Source organism: Rhizobium sp. GW821-FHT14E12, assembly GCF_058803745.1.
In genome coordinates, this window is sequence record NZ_JBXAPH010000003.1 from 222430 (window position 1) to 244562 (window position 22133).

Annotated in this window: 22 protein-coding genes and 1 riboswitch; of the genes, 13 read left to right on the forward strand and 9 right to left on the reverse strand. The window is 60.8% G+C overall.

Annotated elements, in window-relative coordinates; translation table 11 throughout:
• Positions 1–74: 74 nt before the first annotated feature.
• The 3 genes from AC1RO0_RS14395 to AC1RO0_RS14405 all read right to left on the reverse strand — a co-directional run bounded on the left by AC1RO0_RS14395 (position 75) and on the right by AC1RO0_RS14405 (position 2989).
• Positions 75–1271, reverse strand: a complete 1197-nt coding sequence (locus tag AC1RO0_RS14395) for an ABC transporter substrate-binding protein (protein WP_498593573.1) — start codon at positions 1269–1271, stop codon at positions 75–77.
• A gap of 72 nt (positions 1272–1343) precedes the next feature.
• A complete protein-coding gene (locus AC1RO0_RS14400) occupies positions 1344–2141 on the reverse strand; it encodes an ABC transporter permease (protein WP_498593574.1) in 798 nt (265 codons plus the stop codon).
• Between the two features lie 5 nt (positions 2142–2146).
• A complete protein-coding gene (locus AC1RO0_RS14405; RefSeq protein WP_498593575.1) occupies positions 2147–2989 on the reverse strand; it encodes an ABC transporter permease in 843 nt (280 codons plus the stop codon).
• A 180-nt stretch (positions 2990–3169) separates the two neighbouring features.
• On the opposite strand from AC1RO0_RS14405, the gene AC1RO0_RS14410 reads away from it, so the two are divergent.
• Positions 3170–3769, forward strand: coding sequence for a helix-turn-helix domain-containing protein (locus tag AC1RO0_RS14410; protein ID WP_498593576.1), 600 nt, complete (start codon positions 3170–3172; stop codon positions 3767–3769).
• Positions 3770–3799: 30 nt separating this feature from the next.
• Here the strand turns inward: AC1RO0_RS14410 and AC1RO0_RS14415 are convergent, their stop codons facing one another.
• Positions 3800–4966, reverse strand: coding sequence for a M20 aminoacylase family protein (locus tag AC1RO0_RS14415; protein WP_498593577.1), 1167 nt, complete (start codon positions 4964–4966; stop codon positions 3800–3802).
• 286 nt (positions 4967–5252) lie between these two features.
• On the opposite strand from AC1RO0_RS14415, the gene AC1RO0_RS14420 reads away from it, so the two are divergent.
• The 3 genes from AC1RO0_RS14420 to AC1RO0_RS14430 all read left to right on the forward strand — a co-directional run bounded on the left by AC1RO0_RS14420 (position 5253) and on the right by AC1RO0_RS14430 (position 8841).
• Positions 5253–6491, forward strand: coding sequence for an adenylate/guanylate cyclase domain-containing protein (locus AC1RO0_RS14420; protein WP_498593578.1), 1239 nt, complete (start codon positions 5253–5255; stop codon positions 6489–6491).
• A 276-nt stretch (positions 6492–6767) separates the two neighbouring features.
• Entirely contained in the window at positions 6768–7292 is a 525-nt protein-coding gene (locus tag AC1RO0_RS14425; RefSeq protein WP_007688673.1) for a DUF992 domain-containing protein, read from the forward strand.
• Between the two features lie 331 nt (positions 7293–7623).
• The gene (locus AC1RO0_RS14430) at positions 7624–8841 is read left to right on the forward strand and encodes an MFS transporter (RefSeq protein WP_498593579.1); all 1218 of its coding nucleotides are present in this window, start codon (positions 7624–7626) and stop codon (positions 8839–8841) included.
• A 53-nt stretch (positions 8842–8894) separates the two neighbouring features.
• Here the strand turns inward: AC1RO0_RS14430 and AC1RO0_RS14435 are convergent, their stop codons facing one another.
• Entirely contained in the window at positions 8895–10016 is a 1122-nt protein-coding gene (locus tag AC1RO0_RS14435; protein ID WP_498593580.1) for an aminotransferase, read from the reverse strand.
• A gap of 120 nt (positions 10017–10136) precedes the next feature.
• Here AC1RO0_RS14435 and AC1RO0_RS14440 point away from each other — a divergent pair, with 120 nt between their 5' ends.
• On the forward strand, positions 10137–10706 hold the full coding sequence (locus tag AC1RO0_RS14440) for a helix-turn-helix domain-containing protein (RefSeq protein ID WP_498593581.1): 570 nt from the start codon (positions 10137–10139) through the stop codon (positions 10704–10706).
• Positions 10707–10744: 38 nt separating this feature from the next.
• On the opposite strand, the gene eutC is transcribed toward AC1RO0_RS14440, so the two are convergent.
• From eutC to AC1RO0_RS14455, 3 genes are all read right to left on the reverse strand, one after another.
• Positions 10745–11518: an ethanolamine ammonia-lyase subunit EutC gene (gene eutC, locus AC1RO0_RS14445; RefSeq protein WP_498593582.1), complete on the reverse strand. Its 774-nt coding sequence runs from the start codon at positions 11516–11518 to the stop codon at positions 10745–10747.
• 1 nt (position 11519) lies between these two features.
• The gene (locus tag AC1RO0_RS14450; RefSeq protein WP_498593583.1) at positions 11520–12911 is read right to left on the reverse strand and encodes an ethanolamine ammonia-lyase subunit EutB; all 1392 of its coding nucleotides are present in this window, start codon (positions 12909–12911) and stop codon (positions 11520–11522) included.
• A gap of 295 nt (positions 12912–13206) precedes the next feature.
• Positions 13207–13644, reverse strand: a complete 438-nt coding sequence (locus AC1RO0_RS14455; protein ID WP_007688685.1) for an Lrp/AsnC family transcriptional regulator — start codon at positions 13642–13644, stop codon at positions 13207–13209.
• Positions 13645–13790: 146 nt separating this feature from the next.
• On the opposite strand from AC1RO0_RS14455, the gene ocd reads away from it, so the two are divergent.
• Positions 13791–14840 carry an ornithine cyclodeaminase gene (gene ocd, locus AC1RO0_RS14460; protein ID WP_498593584.1) on the forward strand — a complete coding sequence of 350 codons (1050 nt, stop codon included), beginning with the start codon at positions 13791–13793 and terminating at the stop codon, positions 14838–14840.
• A gap of 13 nt (positions 14841–14853) precedes the next feature.
• The gene (ctlX, locus tag AC1RO0_RS14465; RefSeq protein WP_498593585.1) at positions 14854–15786 is read left to right on the forward strand and encodes a citrulline utilization hydrolase CtlX; all 933 of its coding nucleotides are present in this window, start codon (positions 14854–14856) and stop codon (positions 15784–15786) included.
• Between the two features lie 56 nt (positions 15787–15842).
• On the opposite strand, the gene AC1RO0_RS14470 is transcribed toward ctlX, so the two are convergent.
• Positions 15843–16637 carry an aldolase gene (locus tag AC1RO0_RS14470; RefSeq protein ID WP_498593586.1) on the reverse strand — a complete coding sequence of 265 codons (795 nt, stop codon included), beginning with the start codon at positions 16635–16637 and terminating at the stop codon, positions 15843–15845.
• Between the two features lie 273 nt (positions 16638–16910).
• Here AC1RO0_RS14470 and AC1RO0_RS14475 point away from each other — a divergent pair, with 273 nt between their 5' ends.
• The 6 genes from AC1RO0_RS14475 to AC1RO0_RS14500 all read left to right on the forward strand — a co-directional run bounded on the left by AC1RO0_RS14475 (position 16911) and on the right by AC1RO0_RS14500 (position 22126).
• The gene (locus tag AC1RO0_RS14475; protein ID WP_498593587.1) at positions 16911–17108 is read left to right on the forward strand and encodes a DUF4167 domain-containing protein; all 198 of its coding nucleotides are present in this window, start codon (positions 16911–16913) and stop codon (positions 17106–17108) included.
• Positions 17105–18139 carry a fatty acid desaturase gene (locus AC1RO0_RS14480; RefSeq protein WP_498593588.1) on the forward strand — a complete coding sequence of 345 codons (1035 nt, stop codon included), beginning with the start codon at positions 17105–17107 and terminating at the stop codon, positions 18137–18139. Before AC1RO0_RS14475 ends, AC1RO0_RS14480 begins: the two co-directional genes overlap by 4 nt.
• A 203-nt stretch (positions 18140–18342) precedes the next feature.
• A riboswitch (guanidine-I (ykkC/yxkD leader) is annotated at positions 18343–18453 on the forward strand.
• A 75-nt stretch (positions 18454–18528) separates the two neighbouring features.
• Complete coding sequence (locus AC1RO0_RS14485; protein WP_498593589.1) at positions 18529–19602, forward strand: putative urea ABC transporter substrate-binding protein; 1074 nt, start codon at positions 18529–18531, stop codon at positions 19600–19602.
• 66 nt (positions 19603–19668) lie between these two features.
• Entirely contained in the window at positions 19669–20487 is an 819-nt protein-coding gene (locus tag AC1RO0_RS14490) for an ABC transporter permease (protein ID WP_015918180.1), read from the forward strand.
• Complete coding sequence (locus AC1RO0_RS14495; RefSeq protein WP_498593590.1) at positions 20484–21311, forward strand: ABC transporter ATP-binding protein; 828 nt, start codon at positions 20484–20486, stop codon at positions 21309–21311. The genes AC1RO0_RS14490 and AC1RO0_RS14495 overlap by 4 nt, the downstream gene beginning before the upstream one ends.
• On the forward strand, positions 21308–22126 hold the full coding sequence (locus tag AC1RO0_RS14500) for an urea amidolyase associated protein UAAP1 (protein WP_498593591.1): 819 nt from the start codon (positions 21308–21310) through the stop codon (positions 22124–22126). Before AC1RO0_RS14495 ends, AC1RO0_RS14500 begins: the two co-directional genes overlap by 4 nt.
• Positions 22127–22133: the final 7 nt, after the last annotated feature.

The window sequence follows — 22133 nt, forward strand, 5'->3', positions numbered from 1 at the left end:
GGTCGCTGGTTGCCCATCGGCCCCATCGGTCTGTATGCTTGCCCATGCCCGCAGGCGCGGGCGAGCCCTATCCGTCAGCCAAGAATGAATTTCGCCCAGGCGTTGCTGACGGCAGTATAATTTGTGGCCCACCATTGGTCGTCATAGCTGATCATGCCGGCCGCATGCTCGCTGAAGCTCGGGAGCTTCTTCAGCCGGTCCGCCGGGATCAGCGCCTCGGCGCCCTTGTTGATGAAGCCATAGGGGATCAGAAGCGACAGCCGCGCCTGGGGAGCCGCCAAGCTCATGAAGGCAGAGAGTTTCAGCGCATTCACCTTGTTCGGCGCACCCTTGGGGATGCACCAGCAATCGTTGCGCAGAAGCTGGTCCTTCCAAAGGATCTCGACGGGCGCTCCCGCATGCTGGATGGCATCGATGCGGCCGTTCCAGGCCGTGGCCATCACCACCTCGTCGTCGCTCAGCAATTGCGCCGGCATGGCGCCTGCCTCCCACCACTTGACGACGTTGGGCTTGATCTTCGCAAGGCTTTCATAGGCCTTGGCGATATCGAGCGGATAGATGGAAGAGGCGGGCACGCCCGCCGCCATCGACGCGACCTCGAGGTCGGGGGACAGGCCGCCGGATCCGGACTGCAAGGCGCGGGGCCCCGGAAAGGCCTGCAGATCCCACACGTCGGCATTGCTCTGCGGCGCCTTGTCGAAGGCATCCGTTCTGTAGGCGACGATCTGGGCGTAGGGCAGCATGTTGAAATAGTAGGGCTGCAGCACCTTCGGATCGATGTTCGCGGTATCGAAGAGGGAGTAGTCGATCTTCTCGAAATAGTCGCCCTGGCGCTGAAGGTTGAGCACCGAGGAGGCGTCGTTTTCGCAGAGATCGTATTCGAGATTGCCGGTGTCGACCATCGCCTTGATCTTGGCGGTATCCGGACCTTCGCTCTCGATGATCTTGATGCCGGTCAGCCGCTGGAAGGGCTCCAGATAGGCTTTGCGCTGCGCCTCCTGCAAGGCGCCGCCATAGGAGCAGTAACGCAACTCGCCGCTGCCTTTCAGCACCTCGGGAACGGAGGTGATCTCCGGCAGCACCACGTCCTCGGCCATGGCCGGCATGGCGAACATTTGCGTTATCGACGTCGCCATGGCGGCGGTAAGGCCGAACTTTCCGGCATTGGCGATAAAGCCTCGGCGCGTCATGTCCGCCATATGCGGCGGCTGCGCTGCCAGAAGCGAAAAGAGACGATCAAGGATGCGGGACTGTTCAGGCACTTTGGTCATTCGCATTTTCCCCTCTGTTCGAAGTACCGGGTTCGGAGCGAACCGGCCTCGGGTTGGTTTTTTCTCGATCGGTCATGAACCGCCGCGCAGTCGCTCTGTCCGGCGGCGCAGCATTTCGGATGTCAGCATCAGCGCCACGGTCGCCACGATCAGCAGGCTCGAGGCGGCGGCAATCGTCGGGTCGAGCTCGAAACGGAGCTGGTCCCACATGCGCCGGGGCAGGGTCACGGCGGAGTTTCCGGACAGGAACAGCGCCACCAGAAGCTCGTCGAAGGAGGTGATAAAGGCAAAGACGGCGCCGGAGAGGATGCCGGGTCGGATGATCGGCATCGTCACCTGCCAGAAGGCCGCAAACGGGCCGGCGCCGAGATTTCGCGCCGCCTGCTCCAGGCGAGGATCGAGGCCGGCCAGCGACGCGCCGACCGTCACGACGACGAAGGGCACCGCCAGACAAGTATGCGCGACCGTCAGCGCCAGCGGACTGCCGATCATCCGGTAGGCCGCGTAGCCATAATAGAAGCCGATGGCGACGATGATGCCGGGAATGATCACCGGCGACAGGATCAGCGCGGAGATCAGTTTCTTGCCCGGGAAACTGCCCCTGGACAGGCCGATTGCCGCCGGCGTTCCCAGCAGAACCGACAGGATCATCGTCGCAAACCCGACTGTAAGGCTGGTCAGCGCGGCATTGGTCCAGGACGGCGACGACAGGAAGCTCTCATACCATTGCAGGCTGAATCCCGGTGGCGGGAAGCGCAGAAACTTTGCCGACGAGAAGGACAGGATCAGCACGATGACGACAGGCGCCAGCAGGAAGGCCAGAAGCAGCGCCGAAAAGCCGCCGAGGATCCATGCGAAAGGTCCCTTCATCCCGCCTACCTCCGCACGACCGCGTTAATGGAAACGAAGCGCGCGAAAAGGGCGACGACGGCCAGCACGCAGGCGAGCAGCACGACCGCCATGGCAGCCGCCGTCGGCCAGTCGAATTGCCGGATCTTGGTCTCGATCAGCATCGAGATCATCATGTCGCTCGGCCCACCCAGCAGCGCCGGCGTGATGTAGAAGCCTATCGCCAGCGTGAAAACCAGCAGACACCCCGTAGCAACCCCCGGCATCGACAATGGCAGGATGATCTTGAAGAAGGTCGTTGCCGATCGGGCACCAAGGCTTCTGGCCGCCATCACGAGACGCCAGTCGAGCGAGCGCAGCGCGCTATAAAGCGGCAGCACCATGAACGGCAGCAGCACATGAACCATGGCGATATAGACCGCGGTGCGGCTGTTGAGCAGTTGCAGGGGACGTTCGATCGCCCCAAGTCCGATCAGGGCATCGTTGATGAGGCCGCGCCGGCCAAGCAGCACCATCCAGGCATAGGTGCGAACGAGAATGCTGGTCCAGAACGGCACCAGCACCAGAACGAAAAGAACGTTGGCCGTGCCCTGCTCCAGTCGCGCCATGAAATAGGCAAGCGGATAGGCGAGCAGCAGGCACAGCACCGTCGTCACCACGCCGACGGTGGCGGATATGCCCAGCACCCGCCAGAACGCGCTGTCGGTGAACAGATTGGTGAAGACTGTAAAGGTCGGCCCTTGTTCCGAGTCGACGGACCGCGACAGCATGCTGAAAAGCGGAAGAGCATAGAAAACCAGCAGGAATAGCACCAAGGGCGCCATCAGGAGCGCCAGGGGCAAGCGGGTGTTTCTTTCAATGCGATTCATACCGCCGGCTCCCCGAAACAGAGGTCGTCGCTATGGCCATAGGCCTAATCCGCCTAATCCAGAGGCGGAAAATCCCTATGCCTAATCAACGGGCAAAATGAAACATGAAAGTCTTCGTTTTGCAATAACTGAAATTTTTGTATAGTATTTTCACGTTTGGGATAATCGGGGAGAGGATCCATGGCGCCGGAAGCATCCAAGCTCGATACAGCCTCGGGTAAACAGGCCGTCACGGGAGGCATTGGCCAGCGGTTGCGGCAAAGGCGGCGGATCCGCCGTATCTCGTTAGATGAATTATCCAAGCAGACCGGCCTGTCGATCGGGCTGCTGAGCCAGATCGAGCGGGATATCAGCGCACCATCGCTGCGCTCTCTACGTCTCATCTGCGACGCGCTTGAGATCCAGATCGGCTGGCTCTTCGATCAGCCGGAACCAACGGAGTCGGAATTCGTGGTCCGCGCCGCCCAGCGCCGCAAGATCGCTCTGTCGAAACAGGGGATCGTCAAGGAACTTCTGTCGCCCGACGCCGTGCCGCGCATCCAGATGATGCGGATGATCCTTCATCCGGGAACGGCGACCGACACGGAGGAATACACCCTGCCGGCAGCCGAATGCGGCACGGTGATTTCAGGCCGGCTCGGCTTCCAGATCATGGGACACACCAGCATTCTGGAAGTCGGCGACAGCTTCGCCTTCGACGAGGCCGCCTCCCATCGCTTCTGGTGCGAGGGAGACGCTCCGGTCGAGATCCTGATGGTGACGACGCCGGCTATCTATTGAGACGAAGGGCCAGCAGACAGCAGCCTGTCGTTACGACAGGCGCTGCGCCGCCACGGCAGCCCAATAATCGATGCCGTAGGCGATGGCATCGTCATTGAAGTTGTAAGCCGGATTGTGCAGGTCGGCGCTGTCGCCGTTGCCGAGCCAGATCATTGCGCCGGGCCGCTTTTCGAGCATGTAGGAAAAATCCTCGGACCCCATGGTCATCGGCCAGTTGCCGTCGACGCGCTCCGCGCCGACGATGCTTTCAGCGGCAGCGATGGCGACCGAGGTCTTCTCGACATCGTTGACGGTCACCGGATATCCCGGGCGCCAGTCGATTACGGCCTCGGCGTCGTAGAGCGCAGCCGTTGCCTTGACCACGTCGCGGAACCGCTGTTCGACGGCGCGGCGCGTCGCCGGCAGCATGGTACGGATCGTGCCGCCGACCTCGACCGCCTGCGGGATGACGTTCAGCGCCTTGCGGTCGCCGCCGCTGATGAAGGTGACGGACACCACGACGGAATCGAGTGGATCGACGAAGCGCGATGCAATCGACTGAAGCGCGACGACCAAATGTGAGGTGGCAAGCACCGGGTCTCGGGCAAGATGCGGCGTGGCCGCATGACCACCAAGCCCGGTCATGGTGATAACGAAGCGGTCGCCCGCCGCCATCATCGGACCGCTGCGGATAGCGAACGAGCCGACGTCAAGACCCGGCTGATTGTGCATGCCATAAACCTCCTCGATGCCGAAGCGCTCGAGCAAACCTTCCTCCAGCATGACACGGCCGCCGCCGCCGCCTTCTTCCGCCGGCTGGAAGACGAGGACGATCTTGCCGGCGAAATTCCGTTCCGTGGCAAAGCGCTTGGCGGCGCCGAGCAGGATGGCGGTGTGGCCGTCATGCCCGCAGGCATGCATCATGTTCGGCACTTTCGAGGCGTAGGGCAGGTTCGTCTGTTCCGACATCGGCAGCGCGTCCATGTCGCAGCGGAGCGCGATCGTCTTGCCTGCACCTCCGTTGCCTGAAATCACCGCCACGACCCCGGACGTGGCAATCCCGGTCACCACCTCTTCACAACCGAATTCCCGCAGCTTCTCCGCCACCATTGCCGAGGTGCGCGGCAGGTCGAACAGGATCTCCGGATGCTGATGAATGTCGCGGCGCCATATCTTGGCTTCGTCCGCGATGATGCGCGATGCTTCGGACGGTTTCATGAAAGCTCTCCTGCAAAAGTGGCTTCGCATCGGCCTTGGGATCACCGATGACAGACGGAATGGATCACGACCAGACATAGCGCTGCACGGCATGTGCGTACAGTCATCTCGCACGGATGCCTGACATCGCGCCCGAGAAAAATGACGAGCGCCGCACCCTGCGATTTACAAAATCCACAGCCGGGGCGATTGTCGTTCCAGCGAAGCGGCAATGGGCGTATATTCGCATTTCGGCTGCAAGCAATGCTGCGGCCGATACAGACCAAGTATTTGTGGGGTATGGGTAATGCAATTCTCAACGCAGGCGGCTGCCGGTTCGCAGGACGAGCGCGATGGCAACTGGCCGACCAAGCGGAGCAAAATCCTCGACTGGTTGATCCACGACACGCGCGAGCAACGTTTCATCGACAATATCCTCGTGGATCTCTGCGAGACATTGCGCGCGGCCGGCGTCCCCGTCGGAAGGGCGACGCTGCATTTCAGGACGCTTCATCCGCAATGGCTCGGCGCGCGCATCCTGTGGCGCACGGGACTGGAAGAAGCCGATATCACCACGTTCAGCTATGGCGTCGAAAAGACGCCGCAGTTCCTGCTCAGCCCGATGAACGAGATCTTCAATGGTGCGCCCGAGGTCCGCCAAGATCTCGAGCAGCCAGGCCCCAATGGCTTCACCTATGCCCTCTACGACGAAATGCGCGCCGAGGGACTGACGGAATACATCGCCTGGCCGATCTACCACACGCTCGGCAAGCGCCATATCGCCACCTTTTCTTCCGACGCGCCGGGCGGCTTCACCGAAGAGCACGTCGCCTTCCTGAAGGATCTGCTGCCGGCCCTGACGCTGGTGACCGAGATCCGGCTGAAGAACATATTGGCGCGCACGCTGCTGCGCACCTATGTCGGGCCGCATGCCAGCGAACAGATCCTTGCCGGCGCAACCACCCGCGGCAGCGGCACCACCGTGGGTGCTGCCATCCTCATCTGCGATCTGCGTGATTTCACGACGATTTCGGACATGTGGCCACGCGACGATGTCATCGAGCTTCTGAACGGCTATTTCGACGCGATGTCGGAGCCGATCGAGAAACACGGCGGCGAGATCCTCAAATTCATGGGTGATGGACTGCTGGCAATCTTCCCGCTCAGCAATCCCGATGCCTGCGCCAATCTTCTCCAGGCGATCGACGAAGCGGCGGCGGCGGTTGCCGCACTGAACGAGGAAAACAGCCGCAATGGCCGCGAAGTGCTGCGCTATGGCGTCGGCGTGCATGTCGGTGACGTCATGTATGGCAATATCGGCTCCCGCACACGCCTCGATTTCACCGTGATCGGACCGGCCGTCAACATCGCCTCGCGGCTGGAGACGCTGACCAAGGACGTCAAGCGGCCCGTTCTCCTCTCCAAGGCCTTCGTCGATATGGCTGGCTGCGAAACCGAGGTGGAAAGCCTCGGCGCCTTCCCCCTCAAAGGCCTTGGCGAACGAGTCGACGTCTTTGCCCTCACACCAGCGGCAAACCGCGGCTGAACGCATGATTGATCAGGCCACCAAAGGCCCGCCGTCTTCAATCTTGCGTGATCGATAGCCAAATCATGGGTGCAATAAAGCCCGTCGCAAAACGTGAAGAGGTGATGGGGATGACGTCGCTTGCGGAGATCCTTATATTATCATCGGGATAAGTGCGATGGCCGCCTTATTTTTGTGGGATCCTTCTGCGACGACAAACGTTAGTAAGAGCTGACCGTAAACGGCTCGATCAAAAGGGTGCATGACACCCGGAATACTCTGACAAGGAGAAAACAGATGAAAAAAATACTCACCCTGGCATTTTCGGCGGCATCTTTGATCGTCGCTGGCACGGCCGTGACACGCGCGGCTGACTTGTCGCCCTCCTATCAGGAGCAGGACCAGGACCAGCGCAACGGCGTGAAGATCGGCTATCTCACTTGCGAGATCGGCGGCGGTGTCGGCTATGTGCTTGGCTCGGCCAAGGAAGTCGATTGCACCTTCCACTCGACCGTCGGCAAGGAGCGCGTGGACCATTATAGCGGCGCCATCCGCAAGATGGGTGTCGATCTTGGCTTCACCACCCGCAGCAAGCTCGTCTGGGCTGTGTTCGCGCCGACAGCCGGCTATCATCATGGTTCGCTGAGCGGCCTCTATCAGGGCGCAACCGCCGAGGCGACGCTCGGCGTCGGTATCGGCACCAACATCCTGGTCGGCGGCACCTCCGGCTCGATCCACCTTCAGACGGTGAGCGTGACCGGCCAGCTTGGCCTCAACGTCGCCGCCACCGGCACCTCGGTGACGCTGACTTCCGTGGATTGATATATCCACTGCCGTCTCAGGGCGGCAAGGGACCACATCTATTCGAACCAATGGCCGCCTCCACACCGGGGGCGGCCATTGTGTTTGAGTGGCGGGCACTTCTTGCCGAGGCGTGGCTCTCATGCTACGGCTCTGCCGTCGAAAAAGGCAGGCTTGGTCTCGGTAGGCCCAAGCCCTTCCCACGAGGGAAGCTCTGGTCCTTGCGAGAAGACGAGCTCTTCTCTCCCTGAGATACCCCGACGATCCCGGCGCAATTGCGCCACGGGTTCGTCCGTGTGGTTGTCCTGACGACATGCTGCTCCGGCTGGATCCGTCGATCGGAGCCAGCCTTATGAATAGAAACAGCCTCGCCTCACGTCTGACCGGTCCCAGTGCAGTTCTGATCGTATCGGTTTTCCTTAATTTTTCCGGGCTTACCCTAGTCGATCCGGTGGTGCCTTTCCTCATCGGCCACTATGTGCCGCAGGAGCAGGTCGCCCCCTATAGCGGCCTCATCGGCTCGACCTATGCCCTATGCGAATTCATCGCCGCGCCCGTGCTTGGCGCTTGTGGCGATCGATTTGGCCGGCGTCCGGTATTGATCGCCTCGCTTTTCGGCTCGGCACTCGGATATCTCGTATTCGGGATCGGAGGATCGATCTGGATATTATTTGCCGGCAGGGTGATCGACGGGCTGAGCGCCGGAAACATCAGCACGCTCTATGCCTGCGCTGCTGACGTGACGCCGACGACCGAACCGGGGCGCCTATACGGCCTGCTCGGTGCTGCCGGAGGCGCAGGATTCATCGTCGGGCCGGTCGCCGGTGGACTTCTTGGTGAAATCTCGCCCTCGATACCTCTGTTCGCCGCAGCGGCTCTCACACTTCTCAACATTCTGTGGGTCTACGTCGCTGTGCCCGAAAGCCATCCTCGGGAATTGCGCAAACAGGAAATGAGGTGGAATCCCCTGGGCGCATTTTCGCATTATTCCGCGATACTCCGCAGGCGGTCGACCTCCATCGCCTTTGCCACGGCCTTCCTCTTTTTCTTTTCAGGCGCGATGATGCAGAGCAACTTTTCGGTCTACCTGATGCGGATTCTGCACTTCGGTCCGTTTGAAATCGGCATGTATTTGCTAGCAGTCGGAGTGATGGACATCCTTAGCCAAGGTATGTTGACGCGAAAACTGCTGCTCCGCTTTGGTAACCACCGTCTTATCCGCGCTGGTCTGTTGATTAATGCCGTCGGCTTTGTCTTGATCGCCACCATAGCGTTTGCATCCTCGATAGCCCTGCTCATCCCGGCCATTCTGGTCTTTACCTTGGGCGACGGATTGTTCCAGCCCGCAATGAACGCCTTGGCCACAAGCTCGCCCTCACCCGAGAACCAGGGGCAATTGCAGGGAGCCTATCTGGGGCAACAAGCGCTGGCGCGGCTGTTCGCACCACTGCTTGCGGCAACCTTCACCATGCTGGGTGCGGCAACTCCTTATTGGGTCGGCGCAACCCTCATTGTTCTGGCACTGGCAATATTTTCGGATCGATCCGCTATGCAAGACATCAGCACCTGATGGGAAAACGCGCAACCAGCCACCAGCCAGCGCGTCCTGGATCAGGCCGCCGCCTATTGCCACTCCCTCAGAAACTGCGACAAACGCTTGAGACCCTCGCGCAGGATCGCCTCGCTGTTCGCGTAGCCGATGCGCAGATAGCCCTCCATGTCCATGGCGCTGCCGGGCGTCAGCATGACGCCGGTCCGTTCGAGCAGCTTGATACAGAAGCCTTCGGACGACATCGGCAGATCATATTTGAGAAGCGCCGTCGTGCCGGACTTCGGCTTGACCCAGGAGATCAACGGCTCGCTCTCGACCCATTCGGACAGAATGGCGAGGTTGGTCCGGGTGATGGCCCGGCTTCTGGCGAGAATCTTGTCGCGGTTCTCAAGCGCAATGGCCGCGAAATGGTCGTCCAACATGCCGACGCTGATTGTATTGTAGTCGCGGTGGATCGATACTGCGTGGATCAATTCATTCCGGGCGACGATCCAGCCAAGCCTCAGCCCCGCCAGCGAATAGGTCTTGGACATGCTGCCGGTGCTGATCCCCTTCTCGTAGAGATCGGCAATCGAAGCGGTCATGCCGTCTCCCTGTTGATCGGTGCCGCGATAGACCTCGTCGCAGAGGATCCATGCGCCAGAGATGCGCGCGATTTCGACGATCTTTTCAAGATAGGCGCGGTCCATCAGGGCACCTGTCGGATTGTTCGGGTTGTTGAGGACGATCAGTTTCGTGTCCGGCGTTGCCAGCCGCTGCAATTCCTGGAGATCCGGCAGGAAACCATTCGCCTCGGTAAGCCTGAGGATCTGCAGGTCGGCACCATAACTTTCCGGAATGGAATAGTGCTGCTGATAGGTCGGCAACACGGAAATGACCCGGTCGCCCGGCTCGACCAGAGTCTCATGCACCAGGGCATTGGCGCCGATCGCGCCATGGGTCACGACGACATTCTCGACGGCCTGCTTTTCATAGAGGCCGGCAATCAGCCGCCTCAACCGATCGCTGCCCTCGATCGCGCCATAGGTCAGCTTGAGCGGCAGAAGCTCCGATAGGATCGTGTCCGTCTTTCCCGCCATCTCCAGAAGTTTCGCCACGGTCAGCGACTCGACGCAGGTCTCGGCGAGGTTCCATTCGCATGTCGTCTCATAGCGGTTCATCCATATTTCGACGCCGAAATCGCGAATCTTCATGTCCTGCTCCCTCACTCGTATCTAGTGGATCGCGCGCGCAACGCATCCTTCGCGATGCTGCCTTGGCAGACACGTCGAAAGGCTGTTGAACGGCGACAGCAATTGGAATAGAGAAACATTATGAGCAATATATTGCACAGTCAAGAACGTGGCGACGTTCTCGCCCATGTTTCCGGCAACTTGCGCCGCTTGCGAAAGGCTGCTGGTCTCAGCCAGACGGCGCTTGCCGAGGCGTCCGGCATCAGCCGGCGCATGATCATCGCGGTGGAAGCAGGCGATGCCAATATCAGCCTGTCCAGCCTCGACAAGCTGGCGGTGGCTCTCGGCGTCGATTTCGTCGATCTGGTACGTGACCCGACGCGCGCCTCGCGGGCTGACATCAACCAGGTGACATGGCGTGGCAAAGGCGGGGAAAGTCTGGCCGTGCTCCTGGGCTCGGCCCCGGCCTCCACCGAAGCCCAGATGTGGCTCTGGTCGCTCGGACCAGGCGACCGCTACGATGCCGAACCGGACCCACAGGGATGGCATGAAATGATCTACATCACCGAAGGCGTGCTGCGCCTCGAACTCTCCGGCGAAGCCCGCGATTACAAGGCTGGGACTTTTGCCGTTTACAGCACCGCCCAGAATTATGCCTACATCAATCCGGGCGAAACGCCGGTCCGTTTCGTGCGAAATGTCGTCTCGTGATTTTTTCCTAGCGTTCGGCCAGCTCCAGGGGAGTTTGCCTACGCCGTCACCTCCAGCTTCGCCACGGCATCCTTGAGCCCGACGCCGCTGATCCCGGTCATCCTCATGGCGATAACAAGTTCGATAATCTGGTCGGCCGCCGCCGCGATGGGCAATCCGCCTTCGCGAATGTTGGAGACGCAATTGCGACGGGAATCGGGCGTGTCCGATCGGGGAGAATAGGTGACATAGGCACCAAGGCTGTCGGCGGCGGAAAGACCCGGACGTTCGCCGATCAGCATGATGGCGGTTTTTGCGGCAAGCGCCTCGCCGATCGGATCGGACAGGGCCACCCGCGCCTGGCTGGCAATGACGACGGGCGCCAACGAGAGTCCATGCCGGCGCAGCCGGTCGGCAAGTGCCCCGACCACGGCAGCGGCATTGATATCCACGGCGCTGGCGGAAAGGCCGTCGGCAACGATGATGACAACATCAAACCCTTCGTCGCGATGCCGGATCGCCTCCAGCCGCGCCAACGATGTCGCCGACAGCTTGCGGCCGAGATCGGGCCTGCGCACATATTGGCTCCGGTCTCCGGCAAGGCTCTCGACTACGACAACATCGAGCTCCAGATCCAGCAACTGCCGTTGCAGCCCCTCCTGATCGACCGACGACCAGACGGCTTCGCGTGCCCGCGCATGGTCGAGTAGAAAGGCCTGTGCCGCCTTTGTCGGCGCGCCCGCGCCGAAGCGACCGAGCGCAACGCGCGCATCCGTCATGTCCTTGAGATCGGCGATGCTTGACGTGCGCGCATTGATGACGGAATTGGCCATGTCAGGCTCCAACAAGGGTTGAACTGGAAAAATAGTCGGTCAGCATTGCCGGCGCTCCGACCAGGGCACCCGCCCTGTCGGTCAGTCCGATCTCACAGAGCCAGCGTTCGAATTCCGGCGCCGGCGCACGGTTCAGCGTTTCGCGGCAATAGATGGCATCGTGATGGGCAAGGGACTGATAGTTGAGCATGATGTCGTCGGCGCCCGGCACGGTGATGACGAAGTTCACGTTGGCGGCGCAGAGAAGCGTCAGCAGCGTATCCATATCTTCCTGATCGGCGTCGGCATGGTTGGTGTAGCAGACGTCCACGCCCATCGGCAGGCCGAGAAGCTTGCCGCAGAAATGATCCTCGAGCCCCGCCCGGATGATCTGCTTGCCGTTAAAGAGATATTCCGGCCCGATGAAGCCGACGACCGTATTGACGAGCATCGGATCGAATTCGCGGGCAACCGCATAGGCGCGCACTTCCATCGTCTGCTGGTCGACGCCGAAATGCGCGTCGGCGGAGAGAGCCGCCCCCTGCCCGGTCTCGAAATACATCACATTGGCGCCGGGCATGCCGCGCTTCAGCGAACGGCCGGCCTCATAGGCTTCCTTCAGCAGCGAAAGATCGATGCCGAAACCCGCATTCGCCTTTTGCGAGCCGGCAACCGACTGGAAGACGAGATCGACCGGCGCGCCGGCCTCGATGGCTCTGATCGCCGTCGTCACATGTCCGAGACAGCACGTCTGCGTCGGGATCGCCAGCCGCTCGCGGAGCTCGTCGAGCAGGGAAACGATCCGGATATAATCCGCGACGCTGTCGGTTGCCGGATTGACGCCGATCACCGCGTCGCCCGACCCCATCAGCAATCCGTCGATGGCGGAAGCGGCGATCCCCCGGCTGTCGTCGGTCGGATGGTTCGGCTGGTTGCGCGTCGACAGCCGTCCGCGCAGGCCGATCGTGTTACGGAAGCGGGTGACGACCTCGCGCTTGGCAGCGACCGAGATCAGATCCTGGAGCCGCATGATCTTCGAGACCGCCGCTACCATCTCCGGTGTCACACCATAGGTGATCGCCTCGAGCGTGCACTGCCCGGTTTCCGGCTTCAAAAGCCACTCGCGGAATTCGCCGACCGTGAGGGACGAGATCGGCGCGAAGGCGGCCGCATCGTGGCGCGCGGCGATCAGCGCCGATACCTCGTCATCGTCAGAGGAGATCACTTCCTCGCTCAGAAACGCTTTCAGCGGCAGATCAGCCAACGCCATCTGCGCGGCCAGACGTTCGACCGGGCCTGATGCGGCGACGCCCGCAAGCTGATCGCCGGAACGCTCCGGCGTCGCCTTGGCGAGAAGATCCTTCAAATCGCCAAAGCGGAAGACCGTATTCTCGATGGTCGTCGTATAGGGCATGGGAGGCAAATCTATCGGTTGAGGAGAGCCAAGCTTCATTGCGAAGCTTTTGGGCACTCCGAGTGGATCGTCAGTTCGGTCCCCTCCCAACCGGCGATGCAGCCTCCCGTGCCGCGCACCGCCGATATCCATGCAATGTCATCATACGGCCTGAGGCCGATTTCAACTACAATGTCTGCATGACCGGGCGCGAGCAAGCCGTATTATCGCAACCGCCACCGAAACAACGCAGTTCAGCAAGTTCTAAAAGCCGCGCAAATGACCCGGCATTGACCGCCGGATCCGAGAAGCCCGATCAAACGCTGCTCAGCAGCAGGCTCGTCTCGCTGTTGGCAACGCCGTCGATCATCCGCACTTCGCGCAGAACGCGGTCGAAATCCGCAAGGCTCGCCGCCCGAATATTGGCAACGAGATCCCAGTTGCCGTTGGTCGTGTGCAGGGCGGAAATCTCCGTCAGACCACGCAGCCTGCGAATGACCTGTGTCGTCGATTTTCCAACAACCTCGATCATCATCACCGCATGCACTGCGCTCAGATCATAGTCTTCTCTCACCCGCACGGTAAATCCGAGCAGCGTCCCTGTCTCCATCAGGCGATCGAGCCTGTTCTGCACCGTGCCGCGCGCAACGCCGAGTGCATCCGAAAGCTTGGTCAGGGAAGCGCGTCCGTCGGCGCGCAGATGGCCGATGATCCGGCGGTCGAGATCATCGGGTGAATATTTCGCGACATCCATGTTTCTCACTCCAGGCTAGTAAATTTATGCAATCCGGCTGAACAAATTGTACAATCGACTGCCGGAATTAGCACAGTTTTGCGCTTTCGGCCAACACCTGGGAAAGCTAGCCTCTCTCCATCAGCCCAGCGCCAGAGGAATTCGTGATGTCGTCACCCCTTCCATCGGAAAAAGCCTTCGTTCCCTTCGTCAGCGTCGAGAACATGATGCGGCTCGTCCATCATATCGGGCTGGAAACCCTGCTCGCCGAGCTCACCGATGTCATCGAGGCGGATTTCCGCCGCTGGGAGCTGTTCGACAAGACGCCACGGGTCGCTTCCCATTCCCGCGAGGGCGTGATCGAGCTAATGCCGACCTCGGATGGCGAGATCTACAGCTTCAAATATGTGAACGGCCATCCGAAGAACATGGCGCAAGGCCTGCAAACCGTCACCGCCTTCGGCCTGCTAGCGGAAGTTTCGACCGGCTATCCGGTGCTATTGACGGAAATGACGCTGCTGACCGCGCTTCGCACCGCCGCCACCTCGGCCATGGCGGCACGGCATCTGGCACCGAAGGGCGCGCGTACCATGGCGATGATCGGCAATGGCGCGCAGGCGGAGTTTCAGGCGCTTGCCATGAAAGCCGTCTGCGGCATCGATCACCTCAGGCTCTACGATATCGATCCGTTGGCAACGGCAAAGATGGTGCGCAACCTCTCCGGCAGCGGATTGACGGTTAGCGCCTGCACCTCGTCACAATCCGCGATCGAAGGCGCCGACATCATCACGACATGTACCGCCGACAAGCAATGTGCGACGATCCTCACCGACAACATGATCGGCGCCGGCATCCACATCAACGCGATCGGCGGCGACTGCCCCGGCAAGACCGAACTGCATCGCGATATCCTGCTGCGCGCCGACACCTTCGTCGAATACCCGCCGCAGACACGCATCGAGGGCGAGATCCAGCAGATGGAACCGGACTACCCCGTCACGGAATTGTGGAAAGTCATCACCGGACAGGCCGAGGGGCGACGCGATATCAGCCAGATCACGCTATTCGACAGCGTCGGCTTCGCAGTCGAGGATTTCTCCGCTCTGCGCTATGTCCGCGACCGGCTCAAGGGCACGGGATTCTACCAGGACCTCGATATCATCGCCGATCCCGACGATCCGCGCGATCTCTTCGGCATGCTGCAGCGGGCAAGATAGGCGTAGGATCAAGATGATGCCCAGACATTCAGCCTATTCCATCCAGGCTCCCTCCGCAGTCGTCATGGTGCGCCCGCACCATTTCACCGTGAACACGGAAACGGCGGCCGACAATCATTTCCAGAGCAGCCAGGACATCAGAGAAGACCTCTCGTCCATGGCCTATGGCGAAATAACCGAGGCAGCCGAGACGCTCGGACGTCACGGCGTCGAAGTGCATCTGTTCGAGGATACCGGTTGGCTGACCCCGGATTCGGTCTTTCCCAACAACTGGTTCTCCACCCATGCCGGCGGTCACGTCGCGATCTATCCGATGAAAGCCGTCAGCCGCCGTCGCGAGCGGCGCAGCGATGTCATCGAAATGCTGAAAACCCGCTATCGGGTGCAGGAGGTCATCGACTATTCGGGCCTCGAACCTGACGGGCTCTTTCTCGAGGGTACCGGCGCCATGGTGCTCGACCATATCGACCGGGTCGCCTATGCGGTGCGCTCCGACCGCACCGATCCGATCGCGCTCGAACGCTTCTCGACCCATTTCAACTACGAGCCGATGGTGTTCGACGCCCGCGACGAAAATGGCGTCGCCGTCTATCACACCAATGTCCTGATGTGCATCGCCACCGATTTCGCCATGATCGGGCTGGACATGATGACCGATCCGCTCAGACGGCAGGAGATCGTCACCCGACTGGAGCGCTCCGGCCGTAACATCGTTGCACTGACGAACGAGCAGATTTCGCATTTTGCCGGCAACGCCCTGGAGCTTCAGGGAAAGGACGGCCGTATCCTGGCGCTTTCGACCACGGCGCTTGCCTGCCTCGACCGGCATCAGCTTGCCGTGATCGAGGAAAGCGCCAAACCCGTCGCCCTTGATATCCCGACGATCGAAAAAGCGGGCGGGTCGGTTCGTTGCACCTTGGCGGGCATCCATCTGGTAAAGCGCTGAGAACCAAAATCAACCTGACCGCATTCTTCCATATATCGCAGCGGGCGAAATAGGCATCAATCTCGATAATTAGGTGCTTCCACATCAAGCGTGCGTTTAATTGCCTCAAGGTGGAGACGAGCGGATTCCGGATCACCCTCCCGCATCTGCCGATAAGCCGCCTCCGCGATGGCCGGATCAACCGCGACAACCTCTCTTCCGGTCGACAGGGCAAGCGTCTGAACCTGGCAAGCCCGCTCCAGATAATAGAGATCATCCCAGGCTTCGGCGATATTGGGAGCGAGCACCATGACCCCATGGTGCTTCATGAAGACGATGTCCGCATCCCCGATCGTTGAAGCGATGCGGTCGCCTTCACGCTCGTCCAGCGCCAGACCGTTGTAATTCCTGTCGAACGCCGTCCGGCCGTAGAATTTCAATGCCGTCTGCCCGGCGAAGATGAGCGGCTCTCCTTCTGTCATCGAGAGCGCGGTGGCATAGGGCATGTGCGTGTGGAAAGCGACTTTGGCGCGCGGGACGTTCTTGTGGATACGGGCGTGGATATAGAACGCCGTCGCTTCCGGCTGACCGGCCCCTGAGACGACATTGCCGTGGAAGTCGCAAATCAGCAGCATGGATGCCGTCAGCTCCCGAAAGGCATAGCCGTAGGGATTGACGAGGAACAGATCGTCATATCCTGGCACGACCGCCGAGAAATGATTGCAGATGCCTTCCTCCAACCCATGTCTGGCGGCCATGCGAAAACACGCGGCCAGATCGACGCGGGCCTGCCAGACTTCCTCGGAGTCGAGGGCCGGCTGATTTGGCCCGACGGCACCGGGAGCGGTCTGGGTCTTTAGTGAATGCGCCATGGATAATCCTTCGATGAGATCGTCGTATTTCAGGCATTGATCCGCGGCAGGCGCTTCTTGTCAATGTAAACGTGCCTCGCCATTGAACTTGAAACAGCCACATTGCGACGGTATCGATTGTTCATCTCGAATGATTGAGTTGGCTGTCCGTGCTCCAAGAGAAGCACAAAGGGTGATATCGCATTTTAATCGCCACCGAATTTTCGATGCCGCTCTTCATCTTGTCATCCCAAAAATGAATGCAGCCGAATTCGCTGGTCGCTTACGGACCACATGAAAAACACGATACCCATTGCATTGAGGCACTTTCGATTGCCGTCCCGCTACGATCACTATATCGCGCTTGCTCGCGAAAAGGCCCTGGCGGGAGATTGCATCGAAGCTGAAACCTATTATCAGCATGCAGAACATTATTTTCGCAGCGCCGCAGCGCTCGCCTTGTCCGCACAGAAGGTAGACCAACCACAATGAACGCCACGTCCACCTTTGAGCATCCCAGCAACGCTGGCGACAAGGCTTGGCTCAAGGTTCTTTCGAAATATCGCAATCCGCACGCCGGGCGCAGTACATTCGAACTTGCGGTGACCGCCGTTCCGTTCGCCATCCTCTGGGCCGCCTCATGGGCGGCCGTTCACTATGGCCTCTGGTACGGCCTCATCCTGGTCATCCCCGCCGCCGCATTTCTGTTGCGGCTGTTCGCGATCCAGCATGATTGCGGTCATGGTTCCTTTTTCGCGCGCCGCCGCATCGATGACTGGACCGGACGCGCGATCGGGGTGCTGACCCTGACACCCTACGACTATTGGCGCCGGGCGCATGCCCAGCATCACGCCACCGCCGGCAATCTCGACGAGCGCGGCATCGGCGATATCACCACCCTCACCGTTGCCGAATACAATGCGCAGTCCTGGTGGGGACGACTAGGCTACAGGCTTTACCGGCACCCGCTGGTCCTGTTCGGCATCGGCCCCGTCTGGGTCTTCCTGTTGAAGCAGCGGCTACCCTTCGGCATGATGCGCTCAGGCCCCGTTCCGTGGATATCGACCATGGCCACCAATCTCGCAGTCGCCGTCGTCGCGGCGTTGCTGATCTGGGCAGTCGGCGTCGTTCCGTTTCTGCTGGTCCATCTTCCGATCGTCTTGTTGGCGGGCGCCGCCGGTGTCTGGCTCTTCTATATCCAGCACCAATTCGAGGACACTCATTGGTCGAAGCCGCCTGAGTGGCAGTTTCAACATGCCGCCATGCATGGCGCATCCCATTACGACCTGCCGCTGGTGCTGAGATGGCTTACCGGCAATATCGGCATCCATCATGTGCATCATCTCTCGAGCCGGGTGCCCTACTACCGCCTGCCTGAAGTGCTGCGCGACCATCCCGAGTTGGGAAATGTCAGCCGCATCACGCTTATGGACAGCCTGCGCTGCGTCAAACTTGTCCTTTGGGACGAAAAAGATCGCCGGCTCGTTACGTTCCGCGAGGCAAGACGCCAAAGGGCGCTGTGAATGGCCGATCTCTAGCGCCAACAGATCCGCACGCCCGGTCATCCGATCTTTGGCAGTCGCATTTGTGCCTGTCAAAATCGCTGACGGCCGCTCAAATATTGAGCAACTGCCATCGAGCGTGGGCAATGAGAGTTGCATCGGCAGAGCGCCCTTATAAAAATCAATAGCTTATAAATTGGCACACCCCTTGCTTCTGAAATAGCTGAGTTGGTGGCTAGGGTTCCGGCGCTTTAAAAAGCGTGCTGGTCCGAGAGCTGCCGCCGGTTGGGGGAGAAATCCCACCGGATGCACGGCGGGACAAAAGCCCGGGAGACCTCGTAAGCCAAGGGATTGGCGGCGCGATGGTCTTTGCCGATCCCTTTTTGATAAAAAGCAAAAGGGGAATTTCAATGCAGACTTTTTCGAAGCTTCTTTCCATTACCGCCCTGACCGCCTCGCTGATGCTGGGCTTTGGCACCTCCGCCGATGCCGCGCAGAAGACCGAGTTCAAGGTTGCCTGGTCGATCTATGTCGGCTGGATGCCCTGGGGCTATGCGAGCGACCACGGCATCGTCAAGAAATGGGCCGACAAATACGGCATCAAGATCGACGTCACCCAGTTCAACGACTACGTCGAGTCGATGAACCAATATACGGCCGGCGCCTTCGATGCCGTGACGCTCACCAATATGGACGGCCTTTCCATTCCGGCCGCCGGAGGTGTCGATACCACCGCCGTCATCGTCGGCGACTTTTCGAACGGTAATGACGCCGTCATCCTCAAGGACAAGGCGAGCCTTGCCGACATCAAGGGCCAGAACGTCAATCTGGTCGAATATTCCGTCTCGCATTATCTGCTCGCCCGCGCACTGGAAAGCATAAAGCTCAGCGAGCGCGACGTGAAGGTCGTCAACACCTCCGACGCCGACATGGTCGCCGCCTACAAGACGCCCGACGTCTCCGCCGTCGTCACCTGGAATCCGCTGGTCTCCACCATTCTGGAGGAGCCCTCCGCCAAGAAGGTGTTCGACAGCTCGCAGGTACCGGGCGAAATCATCGACCTGATGGTCGCCAATACCAATGTGCTCAAGGACAACCCGAACTTCGGCAAGGCGCTGGCCGGCATCTGGTATGAGACGGCGGCGCTGATGAAGGCGGACACGCCGGACGGCAAGGCCGCCCGCGAGACGATGGGCTCGGCGTCCGGCACTGATCTCAAAGGCTTCGAAGCACAGATCGCCGCGACCAAGCTCTTCGACAAACCCACTGACGCCGTCGCCTTTACCGCGTCGCCAAGCCTTCCGAAGACGATGGATCTGGTGCGCAACTTCCTGTTCCAGAAGGGCTTGCTCGGCAGCGGCGCCGCGTCGGCAGATGTCATCGGCATCGAAATGCCGGATGGCAAGGTTCTTGGCGACAGCGGCAACGTCAAGCTGCGCTTCACCGAGACCTACATGAAGGCGGCCGCTGACGGCGCGCTCTGAGCGAAGTTCGACCGGCGGCGCGGGCAAACCGCGCCGCGTCATCCCTTCATCAGCGGAGCTTTCCTCATGCGCTGGATCAACACCAAGCCGAGCCGGGGCGCGCAATTTGCCCTGATGCTGCTGCCCTTCGCCCTGATCGTCGTCGCCTATGTCTTCGGATCAACGGCGCGGCTGGCGGAAAACGCCAATGACAAGCTGCTGCCCAATCTCTCCGGCTTCGTCCAGGCGATCGACCGCATGGCCTTCATCGCCGATCAACGCACCGGCGAGTACCTGCTCTGGTCGGACACCTGGGCAAGCCTGATCCGGCTTTTCGCCGGCCTCGGCATCTCCACGCTGACAGCCCTATTGATCGGCATGCTGATCGGCATGCTGCCCTATCTCAGGGCGCTGCTCGCTCCCTTCGTCGCCGTCATCTCCATGGTGCCGCCACTGGCGCTGTTGCCGATCCTCTTCATCGTCATGGGTCTCGGCGAGACCTCGAAAATCGCCCTCATCGTGATCGGCGTCGCGCCGACGATGATCCGCGACCTGGCGCTGAAGGCGCTGGAATTGCCGCGCGAGCAGATCGTCAAGGCCGAGACGCTTGGCGGCTCCTCCTGGCAGATCGCCCTGCGTGTCGTGCTGCCGCAAATCCTGCCGCGGCTGATTACCTGCCTCAGGCTGCAGCTCGGCCCCGCCTGGCTCTTCCTGATCGCGGCGGAAGCCATTTCGTCGGATTCCGGTCTCGGCTACCGCATCTTCCTCGTCCGTCGCTATCTCTCGATGGATATCATCTTTCCCTATGTCGTCTGGATCACGCTGCTCGCCGTGCTGACAAACTACATCCTCGATCGCATCCGCATTGCTGTCTTCCCCTGGTCGGAACTGGAGAAGCGGGCATGAGCGAACTCAGGATCGAAAATGTCTGGAAGGAATATGGCGACCAGATCGTGCTCGAGGACATATCGCTGACTGTCGCGTCGCGCGCCTTCGTCGCTCTTGTCGGTCCCTCCGGCTGCGGCAAGTCGACATTCCTGCGCATGCTGCTCGGCCAGGAGCAGCCGACCAAGGGCCAGATCCTGCTCGATGGCGAGCTTCTGCCGGCGGAGCCTGGTCCTGATCGCGGCGTCGTCTTCCAGCGCTACTCCGTCTTTCCGCATCTGACCGTGCTCGGCAATGTGCTGCTCGGCAAGGAATTCTCCGGCGCGCGCCACAAGGCCAAGCTCTTCGGCGCGGCACGGCGCAACGCCATCGCCGAGGCGCGGCAGCTGATCGGCGAAGTCGGCCTGGCCGGCGCGGAGGACAAATATCCGGCGCAGCTTTCCGGCGGCATGCAGCAGCGCCTGGCGCTTGCCCAGGCGCTGATCATGAAACCAAAGGTGCTGCTGCTCGACGAGCCTTTCGGCGCGCTCGATCCAGGCATTCGCGCCGAAATCCATACGCTGATGAAACGTCTCTGGAACGAAACGCAGATGACCGTTGTCATGGTCACCCATGACATGCGCGAGGCCTTCACGCTTGCAAGCCGGGTCATCGCCTTCGAACGCCGCCGTGACCGTCCCGAGGAAAAGGAACGCTACGGCGCGACCATCACCAAGGACATTTCCATCTGGCCGCCGCGCCTTGCCGGTGAGCCATCGATCTTCAGCCCCGACCGGGACGGCCCGGTTGTTTCCCTGGGGCATCGCCGGGACGACCTGGCTTCGTCAGGAGACATTCAGCCATGACACATGTCAGACGTTCGCCGGAAGACATAGCCGCCAACCGCGCGCGCTACGAAGAGCATCAAAGAAAGGGGCTCGAATTCGCGCCCAAGGCACTGCCCGAAGCAAGCCCATTGCCGGCGCCTGAAATCGCGGCCGACAAGATCGTCCATCGCGAGGTGATCCCGGGTGGTTGGTACTGGTCGACCCATATCAAGAAGAACGAAGTGTTCCGTGTGGGCCTCGATCATGGCTTCTCGACGGTTTCCCTCGTCGCCTGGAGCGCCGCCGACACCAGCGAGCGGCTGAACCTGCCCGATACGGTGAAGATGCAATGGACCACCGCGCTCGGCAAGGGCCGGGTAATCTTCTCCGATATGGGCCGGGTGATGTTCTCGGTGACCGAGGACTCCTCCGGCGCCCATGACGGGCTGATGGGCGGCTCCACCTTTGCGTCGAACACAGCAAAATATGGAGACGGCAAGCGCAATACCCGCGATAACCTGATCCTGCTTGCCACCAAGGCCGGGCTCGACAAGCGCGATATTCCGTCCGTGTTGGCGCTCTTTGCCCCCGTCCGCGTCGATCAGGACGGTGCGTTCCTGTGGAAGCCGGAACTTCTGCATGGGCACGACTATGTCGAGCTGCGCGCCGAGATGGACATGATCGTCGGCTTTTCCAACTGCCCGCATCCGCTCGACCCGGACACCGCCTATCGGCCGAACCCGGTGACCGTCACCCGCATCGCGGCAACCGCGCCCATGGCCGACGACCTTTGCCGGACCGCGACCGCCGAGGCGGTGCGCGGTTTTGAAAACAACACGCTGGCGACGATGTGAGAGGGAG

Bases quoted from the DNA above. Each gene is read 5' to 3' on its own strand.
- AC1RO0_RS14415 (WP_498593577.1), bottom strand. From the start codon at position 4,966: ATGAAACCGTCCGAAGCATCGCGCATCATCGCGGACGAAGCCAAGATA.
- AC1RO0_RS14500 (WP_498593591.1), top strand. From the start codon at position 21,308: ATGACACATGTCAGACGTTCGCCGGAAGACATAGCCGCCAACCGCGCG.
- AC1RO0_RS14420 (WP_498593578.1), top strand. From the start codon at position 5,253: ATGCAATTCTCAACGCAGGCGGCTGCCGGTTCGCAGGACGAGCGCGAT.
- eutC (WP_498593582.1), bottom strand. From the start codon at position 11,518: ATGGCCAATTCCGTCATCAATGCGCGCACGTCAAGCATCGCCGATCTC.
- AC1RO0_RS14470 (WP_498593586.1), bottom strand. From the start codon at position 16,637: ATGGCGCATTCACTAAAGACCCAGACCGCTCCCGGTGCCGTCGGGCCA.
- AC1RO0_RS14490 (WP_015918180.1), top strand. From the start codon at position 19,669: ATGCGCTGGATCAACACCAAGCCGAGCCGGGGCGCGCAATTTGCCCTG.
- AC1RO0_RS14495 (WP_498593590.1), top strand. From the start codon at position 20,484: ATGAGCGAACTCAGGATCGAAAATGTCTGGAAGGAATATGGCGACCAG.
- AC1RO0_RS14425 (WP_007688673.1), top strand. From the start codon at position 6,768: ATGAAAAAAATACTCACCCTGGCATTTTCGGCGGCATCTTTGATCGTC.
- AC1RO0_RS14485 (WP_498593589.1), top strand. From the start codon at position 18,529: ATGCAGACTTTTTCGAAGCTTCTTTCCATTACCGCCCTGACCGCCTCG.
- ctlX (WP_498593585.1), top strand. From the start codon at position 14,854: ATGATGCCCAGACATTCAGCCTATTCCATCCAGGCTCCCTCCGCAGTC.
- AC1RO0_RS14455 (WP_007688685.1), bottom strand. From the start codon at position 13,644: ATGGATGTCGCGAAATATTCACCCGATGATCTCGACCGCCGGATCATC.
- AC1RO0_RS14480 (WP_498593588.1), top strand. From the start codon at position 17,105: ATGAACGCCACGTCCACCTTTGAGCATCCCAGCAACGCTGGCGACAAG.
- AC1RO0_RS14395 (WP_498593573.1), bottom strand. From the start codon at position 1,271: ATGACCAAAGTGCCTGAACAGTCCCGCATCCTTGATCGTCTCTTTTCG.
- ocd (WP_498593584.1), top strand. From the start codon at position 13,791: ATGTCGTCACCCCTTCCATCGGAAAAAGCCTTCGTTCCCTTCGTCAGC.
- AC1RO0_RS14405 (WP_498593575.1), bottom strand. From the start codon at position 2,989: ATGAATCGCATTGAAAGAAACACCCGCTTGCCCCTGGCGCTCCTGATG.
- AC1RO0_RS14450 (WP_498593583.1), bottom strand. From the start codon at position 12,911: ATGCCCTATACGACGACCATCGAGAATACGGTCTTCCGCTTTGGCGAT.
- AC1RO0_RS14400 (WP_498593574.1), bottom strand. From the start codon at position 2,141: ATGAAGGGACCTTTCGCATGGATCCTCGGCGGCTTTTCGGCGCTGCTT.
- AC1RO0_RS14410 (WP_498593576.1), top strand. From the start codon at position 3,170: ATGGCGCCGGAAGCATCCAAGCTCGATACAGCCTCGGGTAAACAGGCC.
- AC1RO0_RS14430 (WP_498593579.1), top strand. From the start codon at position 7,624: ATGAATAGAAACAGCCTCGCCTCACGTCTGACCGGTCCCAGTGCAGTT.
- AC1RO0_RS14435 (WP_498593580.1), bottom strand. From the start codon at position 10,016: ATGAAGATTCGCGATTTCGGCGTCGAAATATGGATGAACCGCTATGAG.
- AC1RO0_RS14440 (WP_498593581.1), top strand. From the start codon at position 10,137: ATGAGCAATATATTGCACAGTCAAGAACGTGGCGACGTTCTCGCCCAT.
- AC1RO0_RS14475 (WP_498593587.1), top strand. From the start codon at position 16,911: ATGAAAAACACGATACCCATTGCATTGAGGCACTTTCGATTGCCGTCC.